Consider the following 15,326-nt stretch of genomic DNA (forward strand, 5'->3'; position numbering starts at 1 on the left):
GCTCAGGCGTTGCGCATGGCTTCCAGGGTTTCCTTCAGGGCCTTGTCCAGGGTGGGATAACGAAAATGGAATCCCACCTGCTGCAGCCTTACCGGCATCACCCGTTGTCCGGTCAGCAGCAGCTCCGCCATTTCGCCGAACAGCAGCCGCATCGCCCAGGCCGGAATACGGGCAAAGTGCGGTTTGCCCAATACCTGGGCCAGGGTGCGGCTGAACTGCTCGTTGGTGACCGGCTCGGGGGCGGTGGCGTTGAAGACGCCGCTGCATTCCTCGTGCTCGAGCAAGAACAGGATCAGATTAACCACATCTTCGATATGGATCCAGGACATATACTGCTTGCCGGAGCCGATGGGGCCTCCCAGCCCCAGGCGGTAGCTGGGCAGCATCTTCTTGAGGCCACCGCCCTCGGCGCCCAGCACCATCCCCAGGCGGATCAGGCAGACCCGGGTCTGTTCGCTGGCCGCCGCCATGGCCAGCTCTTCCCAGCGGGCGCACACCTGGTGGCTGAACTCGGGATGGGGATGGGAGTCTTCGTCTACCAGGGCGTCGCCCTGGCGACCGTAGAAGCCCACCGCCGAGCCGCTGATCAGCACCCCGGGAGGCCGGCTGCCGGCCTTGAGCTTGTCCACCAGCTCGGCGGTCAGGCGCCAGCGGCTCTGGCAGATGAGCTCCTTCTGGGGCGGGCTCCAGCGCTTGTCGGCGATGGGCTCGCCGGCCAGGTTGATCACGGCGTCGAAGGCATCGAGGTTGTCCAGCGCCTGCAACGAAGCCAGGGCCTCGATATCGTGCCCCAGGCGCTGATAGACCTTGTTGGGCGAGCGACTCAATACGGTGACCTGATGATGTCCCCGCAGGTGGCTCATCAGGCGATGGCCGATAAAGCCGGTTCCGCCGGTCAGCAGTATCTTCATGATCCCACTCCTCTGTACCTGGGCTACGAAAGTGCTCTGGCTTCATCAGGCCGCGCCGCGCGCCGCTGGCCGACGCCGCTGGGCTTTCTGCCCCGGCCGAAAGGGGCGCATCAAGAGCACGGCTGGTCTGATGAAGAATACACCTTCAGGATAACAGAGGGTTACGGATATTCCCCATGAGCGGTGGCGGGGAGGCGGGCAGGATCGCGGCCGCGGGAATGGGCCGCGACCGGGGTTATCCACATAAACTGTGAGTAAGTCTGTAGATTACCCCGGTAGCCAAGGCTAGTTTCTTGATCTTAAAACAAAAAACCGATCGGGCAGGATTAGGACAGGGCCGCGATGGCCGCCTCGTAGGCAGGCTCGTCGGTCAGCTCGGCCACGCGCTCACCATACACCACCTGACCCTGCTCGTCGATGCACACCACGGCGCGGGCGGACAGGCCGCGCAGGGCGCCGTCGCTCAGGGCCACGCCGTAGGCCTTCAGGAACTCCGGGTGACGGAAGGCGGAGGCCACCTGTACATTCTCGATGCCTTCGGCGGCACAGAAGCGGCTGGCGGCGAAGGGCAGGTCCATGGACACGCACAGCACCTTGGTGTTGGCCAGGGTGGCGGCTTTCTCGTTGAACTTGCGCACGCTGGCGGCACAGACGCCGGTATCGATGCTGGGGAAGATGTTGAGCAGCAGCTTCTGGCCCTTGAAGTCGCTCAGGCGGAGGTCGGTGAGATCGGCACCGGTCAGGATGAAGTCGGGAGCGGCCTGGCCGGCCTGGGGGAACTGACCGGAAACGGCCACGGGATTGCCCTGGAAGGTCACTGCGGACATTGGTTTATCTCCTTCTGTGAAAGTTAAGGCTAAGTTACCAGTTTTCACGATAAGGAAAAGGTTTTTGTTTTTGCCGGCGCCACCGGGACGGACAAATGAAAACGCCGCCCGGGGAGGGCGGCGTGAAGAGCGGTTTAGCCGTGGGCCTTGGCCGCCTGCTGGGCCGCCTGGATGGCGGTGAGGGCGATGGTGTAGACGATGTCGTCGACCAGGGCGCCCCGGGACAGGTCGTTCACCGGCTTGCGCATGCCCTGCAGCATGGGGCCGATGGACACCAGTTCGGCCGAACGCTGCACCGCCTTGTAGGTGGTGTTGCCGGTGTTCAGATCCGGGAAGATGAACACCGTGGCCTTGCCCGCCACCGGCGAGTTGGGGGCCTTGGACTTGGCCACGTTCTCCATGATGGCGGCGTCGTACTGCAGCGGGCCGTCGATCACCAGGTCCGGGCGCTTCTCCTTGGCGAGGCGGGTGGCCTCGCGCACCTTGTCCACGTCGGCGCCGGTGCCGGAGGTGCCGGTGGAGTAGGAGATCATCGCCACCCGCGGCTCTATGCCGAAGGCCTGGGCCGACTCGGCGGACTGGATGGCGATCTCCGCCAGCTGCTCGGCGGTGGGATCCGGGTTGATGGCGCAGTCGCCGTACACCAGCACCTGGTCCGGCAGCAGCATGAAGAACACCGAGGACACCAGCGAACTGCCGGGGGCGGTCTTGATGATCTGCAGCGGCGGGCGGATGGTGTTGGCGGTGGTGTGGATGGCGCCGGACACCAGGCCGTCCACCTCGTTGCGCTCCAGCATCATGGTGCCCAGCACCACGTTGTCCTCGAGCTGCTCCTGGGCCACCACCTCGGTGATGCCCTTGGACTTGCGCAGCTCCACCAGGCGCTCCACGTAGTTGTTGCGCACCTGCACCGGATCCACGATTTCCACCTTTTCATCCAGCACCACGCCCTGCTGGGCGGCCACCCGCATGATGGCGTCGTGGTTGCCGAGCAGCACCGGCCGGGCGATGCCCCGCTCGGCGCAGATGGCGGCGGCCTTGATGGTGCGCGGCTCCTCGCCTTCCGGCAGCACGATGCGTTTGGCGGCGCGGCGGGCCAGCTCGGTGAGCTGGTAGCGGAAGGCGGGCGGGCTCAGGCGGCGGCTGCGGGCCGACTTGGCGCTGAGCGATTCGATCCAGTGCTTGTCGATATGGCCGGCCACGTAGTCCTGCACCAGCTCGATCCGGCCCAGGTCGTCCACCGGTATCTCCAGGTTGAAATGCTGCAGGCTGACCGCGGTCTGCCAGGTGTTGGTGTTGACCATCAAGATCGGCAGTCCGGTTTCGATGGCGCGCTGGCACAGGGCCATGATCTGCGGCTCGGGATGGTAGCTGCCGGTGAGCAGCAGGGCGCCGATCTTGACCCCGTTCATCGCCGCCAGGCAGACCGAAACGATGACGTCGGAACGGTCGCCGGAGGCCACCAGCAGGCTGCCCGGACGGAAGTGCTCCACCATGTTGTGGATGGCGCGGGCGCAGAAGGTCACGCTCTGCAGCCGGCGGCTGTTGAGTTCGCCCTCGTTGATGACGGCGGCGTTGAGGTGGCGGGCCAGGTCCATCGCCCGCGGCGCCACCAGCGGGGTGTTCCAGGGAATACAGCCGAGGATGCGCAGCGGCGTCTTGCCGAACACCTGCAGCACTTCCAGGTTGGGGGACACCTCGCCCTTGGCATGGGGGTTGAACATCTCGGTGAGATCGGGGCGGGTGTTGCCCTGCTCATCGACCGGTGCGCCCACCTTGTTGATGATGCAGCCGACGATGCGCTTGTTGAGCACGCCGCCGAAGTTGGCACAGGCCAGCTCCAGCCGCTCTTTCAGTTGCTGGCTGCTGTCGCTGCCGGGCTGGGTGATGAACACCATGTCCGCGTCCAGCGCCTTGGCCACGTCGTAGTTGATGCGGTTGGCGAAGGGTTGCTTGTCGGTGGGGATCAGGCCCTCCACCACCACCACCTCGGCGCCGCTGTCCTTCACGTGCTTTTCATAGCGGGCGACGATTTCTTCCAGCAGCACGTCCAGGTTGCCGGCGGAGATCATGCTCTCGGCGTAGCTGAGGGCAAAGGGCTCCGGCGGCGTGAGGTTGGCGGCGTTGGCGATCACCGCGGTGGAATGATCCTGGCCCTTGCGCCGGGAGCGCGGCTGGGACACCGGCTTGAAGAAGCTGATATTGACCCCGTTGCGCTCCATGGCGCGCACCATGCCGAGGCTGACCGAGGTCGCCCCGACGCCGCTGCTGACGGGAATGAGCATTATGGTTCTGGCCATGGTATCCCCTTACTGTTGACGGCTGAGGGCCAGGGCGTCCTGGGCGATCACCCATTCCTCGTTGGTCGGCAGCACCCAGGCCGGGGTGCTGCCCTCGGCGGTGATGCGGCCGGCCTTGCCGAAGCGGGCGGCCAGGTTGGCGTCCGCGTCCAGTTTGAAGCCGAGCAGCCCCAGGTAGGACAGGGTCAGTTCCCGCACCAGGGCGGAGTTCTCGCCGATGCCGCCGGTGAAGACGATGCCGTCGAGGCGGCCGTCGAGGGCGCAGCTGTAGCCGGCGATGTACTTGGCCAGGCGGTAGCAGAAGATATCCAGGGCCCGCTTGGCTTCCGGCAGGCTGTGGTAGTTGTCTTCCGCGAAGCGGCAGTCGCTGGTGTTCTCGGTCAGGCCCAGCAGGCCGGACTCCTTGGTCAGCAGGGTGTTGATGCGGTCGGTGCTGTAGCCCAGCACGTCGTGCAGGTGGAAGATGATGGCCGGGTCGATATCGCCGCTGCGGGTGCCCATCACCAGGCCCTCGAGCGGGGTCAGGCCCATGGAGGTATCCACCGACTCGCCGTTCTTGATGGCGCAGACCGAGGCGCCGTTGCCCAGGTGGCAGCTGATGATGTTCAGCTCGGCCACCGGCTTGTCCAGCAGGCGGGCGGTTTCCTGAGCGATGAAATAGTGGCTGGTGCCGTGCATGCCGTAGCGGCGGATGCCGTGCTCCCGGTACAGCCGGTAGGGAATGGCATACAGATAAGCCTGCTCGGGCATGGTCTGGTGGAAGGCGGTGTCGAACACCGCCACCTGGGGCAGGGCGGGGAAGGACTTGCGTGCCGAGGCGATGCCCACCAGGTGGGCCGGGTTGTGCAGCGGGGCCAGGCTGGCGCAGTCTTCGATGCCCTTGATCACGGTCTCGTCAATCAGCACGGAGCGGGTGAACTGCTCGCCGCCGTGCACCACCCGGTGGCCCACGGCCACCAGGCTCTGCAGCAGCTCGGGGTTGGGGTTCAGCAGGCTGGTTACGATAAAGTCCAGTGCCTGCTGGTGGGCGGCCCCGGCACCCAGCTCGGCACTGCCCTTTTCGCCATTGAGCTTCCACTTGATGCGGGCTTCCGGCAGGTAGAAGCACTCGGCCAGGCCGGAGAGCCGTTCGTCGCCGGTTTCGGCATTGAGGATGGCGAATTTGAGCGACGAGCTGCCGCAGTTGAGAACGAGAACCAACTTGCTAGTCATGTATGAAACCTTTTCGTCAGGGGTTACGAAAATCTTGGCGCCCGGAGGCGATTTCCGGGCAATAAATGCCGGTTAAACTCTATCCTTAAGGTTAGACGCATTCCCAAGTGGAGATAACGCCGTTACCATCCCTGACTTCACCGGTCTGACCGGGCCGATTTAGGGCGAGATAATACCTTTTTTTTGTCATAAAATAACAGAAAATTAGCGCGTTTTTTTGACTTGGATTGATGAATTGTAATTAACCAACAGAAATGGCGCGGCCAGCCCCGGGAGGTATCATGGGCATCTTCACCACCACCTTGCACAGAGGCAAGGCCTACCTGAGCATCTGGCCCAGGGAGCGGCGGCTGGCGGCCCTGTTCCCCGAATACCGGGTGATCGCCGCCACCAGCATGGGCATGCGCACCATGCCGGTGCTGGTGACCCTGAGCCTGTTGTTCCAGTTCCAGTTCGGCGCCCCCCAGTACTGGCCCAGCGTGGTGGCCTCGGTGCTCTTTCTCGCCAGCCTGCCGCTGCAGGGGCTGTACTGGCTCGGCAAGCGGGCCGACACCCTGCTGCCGCCGACCCTGGTCAACTGGTACTGGCAGCTGCACGAGAAGATCGCCGCCGCCGGCATCCCGATCAAGGAGCCGGTGTCCCGGCCCCGCTACTACGAGCTGGGGGAAACCCTGAACCTGGCCTTCAAGCAGCTGGACAAGTCCTTTATCAACGACATGTGAGAGGGGACGGCGACGGGCGTCGTCAGCACCGCGCCGGCGGATCTGAGAGACTGACGACGACGTCGGTTACCTGCTTTTTTGCCGGATGCGTCCCTTTGCCGCAGCTCTTCAACCATGGTCATCTCCGCGCAGGCGGAGATCCATGACACATTGCACCGGACTCCCGCCTCCACGAGAGCGACTACAGAGAGCGACGACGCCGTGTCAGCAGTCTGAAAGGGGCCTTGAGCAGGCCCCTTGGTCTTTATTTGCCGGTATGGATGCCGAGCAGCCGGTACAGCGGGCAGAAGTTGATGAGTCCGGTGGCCAGCGGAATGACGCCGAGCCAGCCCCAGGGTGTCTGGGGCCCCACAAGCACCAGGGCGATCAGCACCAGGCCGAGCAGGATGCGCAGGGCCTTGTCCACACTGCCTATGTTCTTCACCATGTCGTTCTCTCCGTCGGGGATGGTGCCGCCAGTATGGCGCCGGCGACGCGGTCGCTCAGTGACAAAGTCACAACAGCCGCCGCAGGGCATCGGCATTGAGCAACCGGATATGGCCGCGGGACAGGCTCAGCCAGCCCTGGCGGGCGAAATGGCCGAGCCGGCGCGATACCACCTCGCGGGCGGAGCCGATGCTGTGGGCCAGCTGCTCGTGGGTGATGGCGAGTTCGTCGTGGCCTTGCGCCAGCAGGGCGCGGGCCAGCCGGCTGTCGAGGGAATCGAAGGCGATGCTGTCTATCTGGGCCATCAGGGCGGCCAGGCGTTCGCCCAGGCTGGCGAACACCAGCCGGCGGAAGGGCGGCGATCGCTCCAGGGCCCGGTTGAACTCGGCTTCGGGCAACAGCAACAGCCGGCTGGGGCGGGTGGTGACGGCGGTGGCCGGAAAGGGGCTGTTGCCGAACAGGCAGGAAGTGGTGAGCACGCAGCTGTCACCCTCGTTGAGCCGGTACAGCTCCACGTCCCGGCCCTGGCGGCCGAGCAGGCTGACGCGGATCTGCCCCGACAGCAGCCAGATAAACCCCTGGCAGGACTGGCCCGGCGACATCAACGGCTGGCCGGCGGGCAGCTCCAGCAGATGGCAGTGCGGCCGCAGGTCGGCCAGCGGGGCGGGCAAGGGAAGCATAGGCTAATCCTTAATGAAGGAAAGAGGTGTCCTGAATGGTAGATCAACCGGCGAGAGCTGCGGCACCGCTCCGCCGTGCGGGATCGCCACCGGGCCCGCCAATTCATGACAACGCCGAGGCCGGACCACCATGCATGACATGATCCCCATTCGTATCGAAGAAGATCTGCTGGGTACCCTGGCGGTGGAAAACCACCATTATTACGGTATCCATACCCTGCGGGCGCTGGACAACTTCCGCCTGAGCAACCAGACCATCGCCGACTTTCCCGATCTGGTGCGCGGCATGGTGCTGACCAAGAAGGCGGCGGCCCTGGCCAACGGCGAACTGGGCACCATAGATCCGGCTATCGCCGACCGCATCGTGGAGGCCTGTGATCTGATGCTGAGCACCGGCAAGTGTTTCGATCAGTTCCCGGTCGACGTCTTCCAGGGCGGGGCGGGCACCTCGGTCAACATGAACACCAACGAGGTGCTGGCCAACCTCGCCCTGGAGCTGATGGGCCTGCCCAAGGGGCGCTACGACGTGGTCAACCCCAACGATCACGTCAACAAGTGCCAGTCCACCAACGACGCCTATCCCACCGGCTTCCGGGTGGCCCTGTTCAACAGCGGCGAGCACCTGCTGGCGGCCCTGGAGCGGCTGCTCGGGGCCTTCGAGGCCAAGGCGGTGGAATTTGCGGACATCCTCAAAATGGGCCGTACCCAGCTGCAGGACGCGGTGCCCATGAGCCTGGGTCAGGAGTTCCATGCCTTCGCCGTCACCCTGCGCGAGGAAGTGAAAAGCATCCGCCTGTGCCGGGAGCTGCTGCTGGAGGTCAACCTGGGGGCCACCGCCATCGGCACCGGGCTCAACACCCCGCCGGAATATTCCCGCCTGGCCATCGCCAAACTGGCGGAGATCACCGGCCAGGCCTATGTGCCGGCGGAAGACTTGATTGAAGCTACCTCCGACTGCGGCGCCTACGTGATGCTGCACGGCGCCTTCAAACGGCTGGCGGTGAAGCTGTCGAAGATCTGCAACGATCTGCGGCTGCTGTCCTCCGGTCCCCGCGCCGGGCTCAACGAGATCAACCTGCCCGAGCTGCAGGCGGGCTCCTCCATCATGCCGGCCAAGGTCAATCCGGTGATCCCCGAGGTGGTCAACCAGGCCGCCTTCAAGGTGATCGGCAACGACGTGACCGTGACCCTGGCCGCCGAGGGCGGCCAGCTGCAGCTGAACGTGATGGAGCCGGTGATCGCCCAGGCCATGTTCGAATCCCTCAGCCTGATGGAAAAGGCCTGCGTGGCCCTGCGCGACAAGTGCGTGACCGGCATCACCGCCAACCCCGAGGTGTGCCGGGACTATGTGCTCAACTCCATCGGCATCGTCACCTACCTCAATCCCTATATCGGCCATCACGAGGGGGACATCGTCGGCAAGATCTGCGCCAGAACCGGCAAGAGCGTGCGCGAGGTGGTGCTGGAGCGGGGCCTGCTCACCCCCGAACAGCTCGACGAGATCCTCTCCATCGACAACCTGATGCGGCCCCAGTACCGCGCCCGTCGCTACGCGCGGCCCCTGGAGCCCTGAGGCGGCGGGCGCCGGCCGTGGTTGAGCTTTAACCAAGAAAGAGAAATAATCGCCTTTCCAGACGGCCGACCCTTCGTCGCTCTCTGTCGCCACTCCCGCGAAGGCGGGAGTCCGGCGCACCATGTCATGGATCTCCGCCTTCGCGGAGATGACGGCAGTTGAGCAACGGCGATAAAGGGAGCTGTCTGGCGACAAAGCAGGCGATGAACGTTGTCATCAAGCTGCTTTCCTGTTTTCTTCCGGCGGCCCGCTGCGAAACGGAGCTTCTTTGGCCGCCATGCCTGAGCAGGCCGGTCACAGGAGGTGGCCGGCCCGGATACCCTGATGCGATCTATCCTTCTGACGCTGCTGCTGGCGGGGGCGGGGGGCGCGGCCGCCCACTGGCTCGGCTTTCCTTCCGACTGGCTGGTCGGCGCCATGCTGCTGGTGGCCCTCTGCTCCATGCGCGGCCTCGCCACCCGGGTGCCCCGGCACAGCCTGGAACTGGTGCAACTGGTGCTGGGCCTGAGCGTCGGCCTGCGCGTCAACACCGAGTTGCCGGCGGGGGCTTCCCTGCTGATCAGCCTGGGCGGCCTGTTGCTGTGCCTGGCCACCCAGCTGCCCCTGGTGCAGGGGCTGTTGCGCCGGCTCGGCTGGTCCCGGGAGGAAGCCATGCTGGCGGCCTCGCCGGGGGCCCTGTCGGTGATGGCGGCGCTGGCGTCGGAGCTCGACAACCCGCTGCGGGTGGTGCTGTCGCAGACGGTGCGGGTGATGCTGCTGATCAGCGGCGTTACCCTGGTGCTCTGGCTGGGCTGGGTCAACCAGGTGCCCCTGCCCGGCGAGCAGGCCTTGTCCCACGGGCTCAGCCTGCTGCTGCTGGCCGCCGCCCTGCTGCTGGGGCGGGGCCTGCGCCGCCTGCGTCTGCCGGTGAGCCCGCTGCTGGGCGGCATGCTGGTGGGGGGCGTCTTCGCCGCCCAGCAGCCCCAGGGCATGGTGCTGGCCGGCTGGATGCTGCCCCTGTCCATGCTGCTGCTCGGCGCCCTGCTGGGCTGCCGCATCCGCCCCCTGCCGGCGCGGGAGCTGGCAGGGCTGCTGGGCATCGGCCTGGTGATCTGCCTGGCCAGCTCGCTGGTGTCCCTGCTGTGGGCCGGGCTGGTGGCCTGGCAACTGGATATGTCGGTGTTCCAGGTGTGGCTGGCCTATGCCCCGGGCGGGCTGGAGGCGATGATCTACCTGGCGCTGGTCACCGGCGAGGAGCCCTCCTGGGTGATCTTCCACCATGTGGTGCGCATTGTGCTGCTGAGCCTGGGCGGCGGCTGGCTGATGCAGCGCTACCAGGCCCGGGCGGCCGCCCCCGACAAGGGGGACTGACGGCGGGCTTGCAAAAACGGCCGGCATTGGCCAGTCTGGGGCATTCCCCAAAGCACCGCGAGTTCCTATGAATTTCCTGTCCCAGCCGATCCCATCCCATCCCGAGCCGGACTGGAGCCGGCTGCAGGCCCTGCCCATCGAAGAGGCGGGCGATCCCCTGGTGCCGCTCGGCCTGGTCTCCTCGCCCATCCGGGTCTACCCGGCCTATTTTCACCTGGGGGTGCCAAACGCCCTGGCCGAGTGCCATGTGCGTGCGGCGGTGCTGACCCGGCTGCAACAGGCGGCCCGGCTGCTGCCGGCCGGCATCGAGCTGGTGGTGCTGGACGGCTGGCGCCCGCTGGCGGTACAGCAATACCTGTTCGACACCCTGCTGGCGGCCATGCGCGACCATGATCCGGCCGGCAGCGAGGCCGAACACCAGGCCCGGGCCCGCCATTTCGTGGCGCCGCCCAGCGCCGATCCGCGCGCACCCAGCCCGCACCTGACCGGCGGCTCCGTCGACGTGACCCTGTGCGACCGCGAAGGGCGGCTGCTCGACATGGGCACAGAGTTCGACGACATCAGTCCCTGGTCTTACAGCGCCGCCTTCGAGGCGGTGGCCCGGCCCGGTCCGCGGGAGGCGGAGGTGATCGAGAACCGCCGCCTGCTGCACAGCGTGATGAGCCGCGCCGGCTTCACCAACCTGCCCAGCGAGTGGTGGCACTTCGACTACGGCAACCAGTCCTGGGCCTGGTACAGCCAGGCTCCACAGGCCCTGTTCGGAGCCATATTGCTGCCCAGCCTGCAACAGCGCTGGCAGCGGCAGGTGGCGGTGTTTCCCCGTTAAAGGCGGGCGGTGGCCGGCGCCGTCGGCCGACTCCCCCGCGAATCGATCCGCACCGCCGGCGCCGGGGCCGAACCCGGCGCCGTTTGTATCGCACGCCTCATTTCCTGTCTGCCCCTCGCGAACCTGCACCCTGTGCACCATGTCGCCCAGTCTGATTTTTTGCTCTATTTTTGTTAATGCGTTGCGACCTGGATCCGGTGGCGGAGCCGGGAGACGGCATGCGGTGTTGACGATACTTTATACTGTTCTGGCTGTATTTTTATTCATTAAAAACGGTCGACTTGGTAGATGGCTTGTTAAATCCACTTACAACTGCTTACTTTTCAGTAAATGAAAATGTGATATTGCTTACATATTTTAAAATTGTACCGGTGGCAAAACCAAGACAGTTTTTACCTTATGTAAACCGGAAGACGCTTTTTTGAAGCCGGATGGTAAAGGGGGTGTTTCATTTTATTTCTTTAAAAACAATAAGTTGAACTTTATCTCTGGACTGGGGTATAAGCAGGATAACCGGCTTGCCGCAGGCTGTTGCCCTGTTGTTAACCGTTGGGCGGGCTATCGATAAGAAATTCTAATCGGTGGTCCTACTTGTGTTGAGCCGGATAGCAGAGTACTTTTCCCTGCACTTATCGATCGAACCTGGTTTGATCGTTAATTGAAAGCCCCTTTACAGGACGATGTGCTGCGACGGCAGTGTCATCCGAAATCGGAACAAAGGACGTTACTATGAGTGATTTGGTTAACGCGATTAACGGTTATATCTGGAGCCTGCCCCTGATCTATTTGTGTCTGGGCGTAGGTCTTTACTTCTCCCTTCGCACCCGCTTCCTGCAAGTTCGGCACGTCAAGGAAATGGTCCGCCTGATGTTCAAAGGCGAATCCTCTCCCGCCGGTATCTCCTCCTTCCAGGCCCTGGCGTTGTCGCTGTCCGGCCGGGTTGGTACAGGTAACATCGCCGGTGTGGCCACCGCCATCACCTTCGGTGGTCCCGGCGCCGTATTCTGGATGTGGGTCGTGGCCTTCCTGGGTGCCGGTACGGCTTTTATCGAGTCGACCCTGGCGCAGATCTACAAGGAAAAAGACGACAACGGATTGTATCGTGGTGGCCCCGCCTACTACATCGAGAAAGGCCTGGGCATGAAGTGGTATGCCTGGATCTTCGCCTTCGCCACCATCATCGGCTGCGGCCTGCTGCTGCCCGGTGTTCAGGCCAACAGTATCGCCTCCGGCATTGAGAACGCCTTCGGCATTTCCACCTCCGTGTCCGCCGCCGGTGTGGTCGTGCTGCTGGGCCTGATCATCTTCGGTGGGGTCAAGCGTATCGCCCACTTCACCCAGATAGTGGTGCCCTTCATGGCGCTGGGCTACATCCTGGTGGCCTTCGTGATCATCATCATGAACATCGGCATGCTGCCGGATGTGATCAGCCTGATCGTGGGCAGCGCCTTCGGCCTGAAGGCTGGTTTCGGCGCCATCCTGGGCCTGGCCATCGAGTGGGGCGTGAAACGCGGTATCTACTCCAACGAAGCGGGTCAGGGTACCGGCCCCCACGCCGCCGCCGCCGCCGAGGTGTCCCACCCGGCCAAGCAGGGTCTGGTGCAGGGCTTCTCCGTGTATATCGATACCCTGTTCGTCTGTACCGCCACCGCCTTCATGGTGATCATCACCGGCGCCTACAACGTCATGGGCAAGGCTGGTGAAGCCATCGTCGAGCAACTGCCGGGCGTGTCTGCCGGTCCGGGTTACACCCAGGCGGCGGTAGAGTCGGTGATGCCCGGTTTCGGCAGCATCTTCGTGGCGGTGGCGCTGTTCTTCTTCGCCTTCACCACCATTCTGGCCTACTACTACATCGCCGAAACCAACGTGGCCTACATCAACCGTAAGGTACACCGTCCCTGGCTGACCTTCGTCCTCAAGGTCGCGCTGATGGCCTCTGTGGTGTACGGTGCCGTCAAAACTGCGGACGTGGCCTGGGGCCTGGGTGACATCGGCGTGGGCCTGATGGCCTGGCTGAACATCGTCGCCATCCTGCTGCTGCAAAAGCCGGCGCTGGTGGCCCTGAAGGACTACGAGGCGCAGAAGGCCCAGGGTCTGGATCCCACCTTCGATCCCACCAAGCTGGGCATCAAAAACGCCGACCACTGGGTCAAGGACAAGAAGCCCAAGGCGGCTCAGGTCGGCGATGAAGTGGTTGCCGACGCCCAGGCGGAACGCACCTAAACCGAACACTCTTGTGACAAGGCCGGGAACCCTCCCGGCCTTTTTTTTATTCCGGCGCCGGGCCCAAACGCTGCTGGTCCCACCCCGGGGGGGCGCTTGCACCTATACTCGCCGATAACATAACGTTACTGTCTAACCAAGAAATGGTTGCACATTCACCCCTTAAGGAGAGGCGAGAGATGGACACTTCCAACCCCCTGTGGCAAACCGGCTGGTATTGCGACGGCCAGTGGCGTACCAGCCCCGACAGTTACGAGGTGCGCAACCCGGCCAGCGGCGAAGTCATCGCCAAGGTGGCCCGCTGCGGTGGCGCCGAAACCGAGGAGGCCATCGCCGCCGCCGGGCGGGCCCTGGTCCGCTGGCGCAAGACCACGCCCAAGGAGCGGGGCGCCGTGCTGCGCCGCTGGTATGAACTGATGATGCAGCACCAGGATGAACTGGCCGAGCTGATGGTGCTGGAGCAGGGCAAGCCCCTGACCGAGGCCAAGGGCGAGGTGGCCTATGCCGCCAGCTTCCTCGAATGGTTCGCGGAAGAAGCCAAGCGCGCCTACGGCGAAACCATCCCCAGCCCCAGGCAGGAAAACCGGCTCTGGGTGGTGAAGGAGCCGGTGGGGGTGATCGCCGCCATCACCCCCTGGAACTTCCCCTTCGCCATGCTCACCCGCAAGGTGGGGCCGGCCATCGCCGCCGGCTGCACCGCCGTGGCCAAGGCCTCGGAAGAAACCCCCCTCTGCGCCAACGCCCTGGCGGTGCTGGCCGAGCGGGCGGGCATGCCGCCCGGGGTGCTCAACCTGGTGTCCGGCGATGCCCCGGCCATCGGCGAGGCCATGATGGCGAGCCCGGCGGTGCGCAAGCTGTCCTTTACCGGCTCCACCCGGGTGGGCAAGCTGCTGATGGCCAGGGCCGCCGACACGGTGAAAAAGCTCTCCCTGGAGCTGGGCGGCAACGCCCCCTTCATCGTGTTCGACGACGCGGATCTGGACGCGGCCGTGGCCGGGGCCCTGGCCTCCAAGTTCCGCAACACCGGCCAGACCTGCGTGTGCGTCAACCGCTTCTTCGTGCAGGACGGCATCTACGACGCCTTCGTCACCCGCCTGGCCGAGGCCGCGTCCGCCATGAAGGTGGCCGAGGGCCTGACCCCCGGCGCCCAGCAGGGGCCGCTGATCAACCCGGCGGCGCTGGAAAAGGTGGAACGCCACGTGGCGGACGCCCTGGCCCTGGGCGGCCAGCTGGTGTGCGGCGGGGCGCGCCATCCGCTCGGCGGCACCTTCTACCAGCCCACCGTGATCCGCGATGCCAATGAGCAGATGCAGCTGGCCCAGGAGGAAACCTTCGGCCCGGTGGCGGCCTGTTTCCGCTTCAAGGACGAGGCCGAGGCCGTGCGCCGCGCCAACGCCACCCCCTTCGGCCTGGCCGCCTACTTCTACACCAGGGATCTGAACCGGGTGATCCGGGTGGCCGAGGCGCTGGAGTCGGGCATGGTGGGGGTGAACGAGGGCATCATCTCCAACGAGGTGTCCCCCTTCGGCGGGGTCAAGGAATCCGGCCTGGGCCGGGAAGGCGCCCGCATCGGCCTGGAGGAGTTTCTGGAAACCAAATACATCAACCTGGGCGGCCTGGGCTAATCCTCGGGCAGCCAGCCGGGCAGGGCGCGGCACAGCGCCTCGCGCATCCGCCGGGTATGGGAGCCCGGCCAGTACAGGCGGCGGCAACCGGGGCACTGGAACACCGGCGCCATGCCGTCGGGCGGCAGCGGCGGCGGGTGGCCGGCCAGATCCCCGGCCCGGGCCGGGTTCAGGGGGTTGTTGCACAGCAGGCACCGGCGGAACAGCCGCGGCGGCGGCCCGAGCCGGCAGGCCAGGATCACCTCTTCCAGCTGAGCCAGGGGAGCCGAGGCGGCGATCAGCAGGGACTTTTCCGGGCGCAGAAAACGCACCAGGTGCCGGTCCCGGGTGAGCAGGACCCGCCCCTCGGCATCGGCCAGGGCCACCAGCCGATGATCATCCAGGGCGGGCTCGTAGCGGGTGTCGAAGTCCAGCACCCGCAGCCAGCGCGCCAGCCGCCCCAGCATGGCATCGGCCACAAAGCGGGGGTTCCTGCTTTTACCCATCCGGTATCCTCCCGTTCACGACTCTCTTCCTGAGTGTAACCTCGGGCGGGCTGGCCGACGTCCGGCTTCCGCCAGCGGGTTGGCGACGCCGGGGGATGAATGTGCGGGCAGGGAGGAGAAGGCGGGAGAGGGGCACCACCCAAGCGGTGCCCATGCTAACGTGGCG

General features: G+C 65.1%; 13 protein-coding genes. 6 read left to right on the forward strand and 7 right to left on the reverse strand.

Features of this window, described 5'->3' with window-relative positions; genetic code table 11:
- Positions 1–2 precede the first annotated feature (2 nt).
- From ACT7DK_RS04420 to ACT7DK_RS04435, 4 genes are all read right to left on the reverse strand, one after another.
- Positions 3–911, reverse strand: a complete 909-nt coding sequence (locus ACT7DK_RS04420; RefSeq protein WP_445396704.1) for a TIGR01777 family oxidoreductase — start codon at positions 909–911, stop codon at positions 3–5.
- A 326-nt stretch (positions 912–1,237) separates the two neighbouring features.
- Positions 1,238–1,738 (reverse strand): thiol peroxidase, encoded by a 501-nt coding sequence (gene tpx, locus ACT7DK_RS04425; protein ID WP_445396706.1) that lies wholly within the window; start codon positions 1,736–1,738, stop codon positions 1,238–1,240.
- Positions 1,739–1,872: 134 nt separating this feature from the next.
- On the reverse strand, positions 1,873–4,038 hold the full coding sequence (gene pta, locus ACT7DK_RS04430) for a phosphate acetyltransferase (protein WP_445396708.1): 2,166 nt from the start codon (positions 4,036–4,038) through the stop codon (positions 1,873–1,875).
- A 9-nt stretch (positions 4,039–4,047) separates the two neighbouring features.
- Positions 4,048–5,250, reverse strand: coding sequence for an acetate kinase (locus ACT7DK_RS04435; RefSeq protein ID WP_445396710.1), 1,203 nt, complete (start codon positions 5,248–5,250; stop codon positions 4,048–4,050).
- 281 nt (positions 5,251–5,531) lie between these two features.
- On the opposite strand from ACT7DK_RS04435, the gene yfbV reads away from it, so the two are divergent.
- Positions 5,532–5,972, forward strand: a complete 441-nt coding sequence (gene yfbV / locus ACT7DK_RS04440) for a terminus macrodomain insulation protein YfbV (RefSeq protein WP_445396712.1) — start codon at positions 5,532–5,534, stop codon at positions 5,970–5,972.
- 244 nt (positions 5,973–6,216) lie between these two features.
- Here the strand turns inward: yfbV and ACT7DK_RS04445 are convergent, their stop codons facing one another.
- The gene (locus ACT7DK_RS04445) at positions 6,217–6,399 is read right to left on the reverse strand and encodes a YgaP family membrane protein (RefSeq protein ID WP_445396714.1); all 183 of its coding nucleotides are present in this window, start codon (positions 6,397–6,399) and stop codon (positions 6,217–6,219) included.
- Positions 6,400–6,466: 67 nt separating this feature from the next.
- Positions 6,467–7,078, reverse strand: a complete 612-nt coding sequence (locus tag ACT7DK_RS04450) for a Crp/Fnr family transcriptional regulator (protein WP_445396716.1) — start codon at positions 7,076–7,078, stop codon at positions 6,467–6,469.
- A 130-nt stretch (positions 7,079–7,208) separates the two neighbouring features.
- Between ACT7DK_RS04450 and aspA the strand changes: the two genes are divergently transcribed.
- From aspA to ACT7DK_RS04475, 5 genes are all read left to right on the forward strand, one after another.
- Positions 7,209–8,651, forward strand: a complete 1,443-nt coding sequence (gene aspA, locus ACT7DK_RS04455; protein WP_445396718.1) for an aspartate ammonia-lyase — start codon at positions 7,209–7,211, stop codon at positions 8,649–8,651.
- A 324-nt stretch (positions 8,652–8,975) separates the two neighbouring features.
- A complete protein-coding gene (locus ACT7DK_RS04460) occupies positions 8,976–10,001 on the forward strand; it encodes an AbrB family transcriptional regulator (protein ID WP_445396720.1) in 1,026 nt (341 codons plus the stop codon).
- A 67-nt stretch (positions 10,002–10,068) separates the two neighbouring features.
- Positions 10,069–10,827: a M15 family metallopeptidase gene (locus ACT7DK_RS04465; protein WP_445396722.1), complete on the forward strand. Its 759-nt coding sequence runs from the start codon at positions 10,069–10,071 to the stop codon at positions 10,825–10,827.
- A 729-nt stretch (positions 10,828–11,556) separates the two neighbouring features.
- On the forward strand, positions 11,557–13,050 hold the full coding sequence (locus ACT7DK_RS04470) for an alanine/glycine:cation symporter family protein (protein WP_445396724.1): 1,494 nt from the start codon (positions 11,557–11,559) through the stop codon (positions 13,048–13,050).
- Between the two features lie 179 nt (positions 13,051–13,229).
- Positions 13,230–14,675 carry an NAD-dependent succinate-semialdehyde dehydrogenase gene (locus tag ACT7DK_RS04475; protein ID WP_445396726.1) on the forward strand — a complete coding sequence of 482 codons (1,446 nt, stop codon included), beginning with the start codon at positions 13,230–13,232 and terminating at the stop codon, positions 14,673–14,675.
- On the opposite strand, the gene ACT7DK_RS04480 is transcribed toward ACT7DK_RS04475, so the two are convergent.
- Positions 14,672–15,160, reverse strand: a complete 489-nt coding sequence (locus ACT7DK_RS04480) for a Mut7-C RNAse domain-containing protein (RefSeq protein WP_445396728.1) — start codon at positions 15,158–15,160, stop codon at positions 14,672–14,674. The genes ACT7DK_RS04475 and ACT7DK_RS04480 overlap by 4 nt on opposite strands.
- Between the last annotated feature and the right edge of the window lie 166 nt (positions 15,161–15,326).

Source organism: Zobellella sp. An-6, assembly GCF_052487945.1.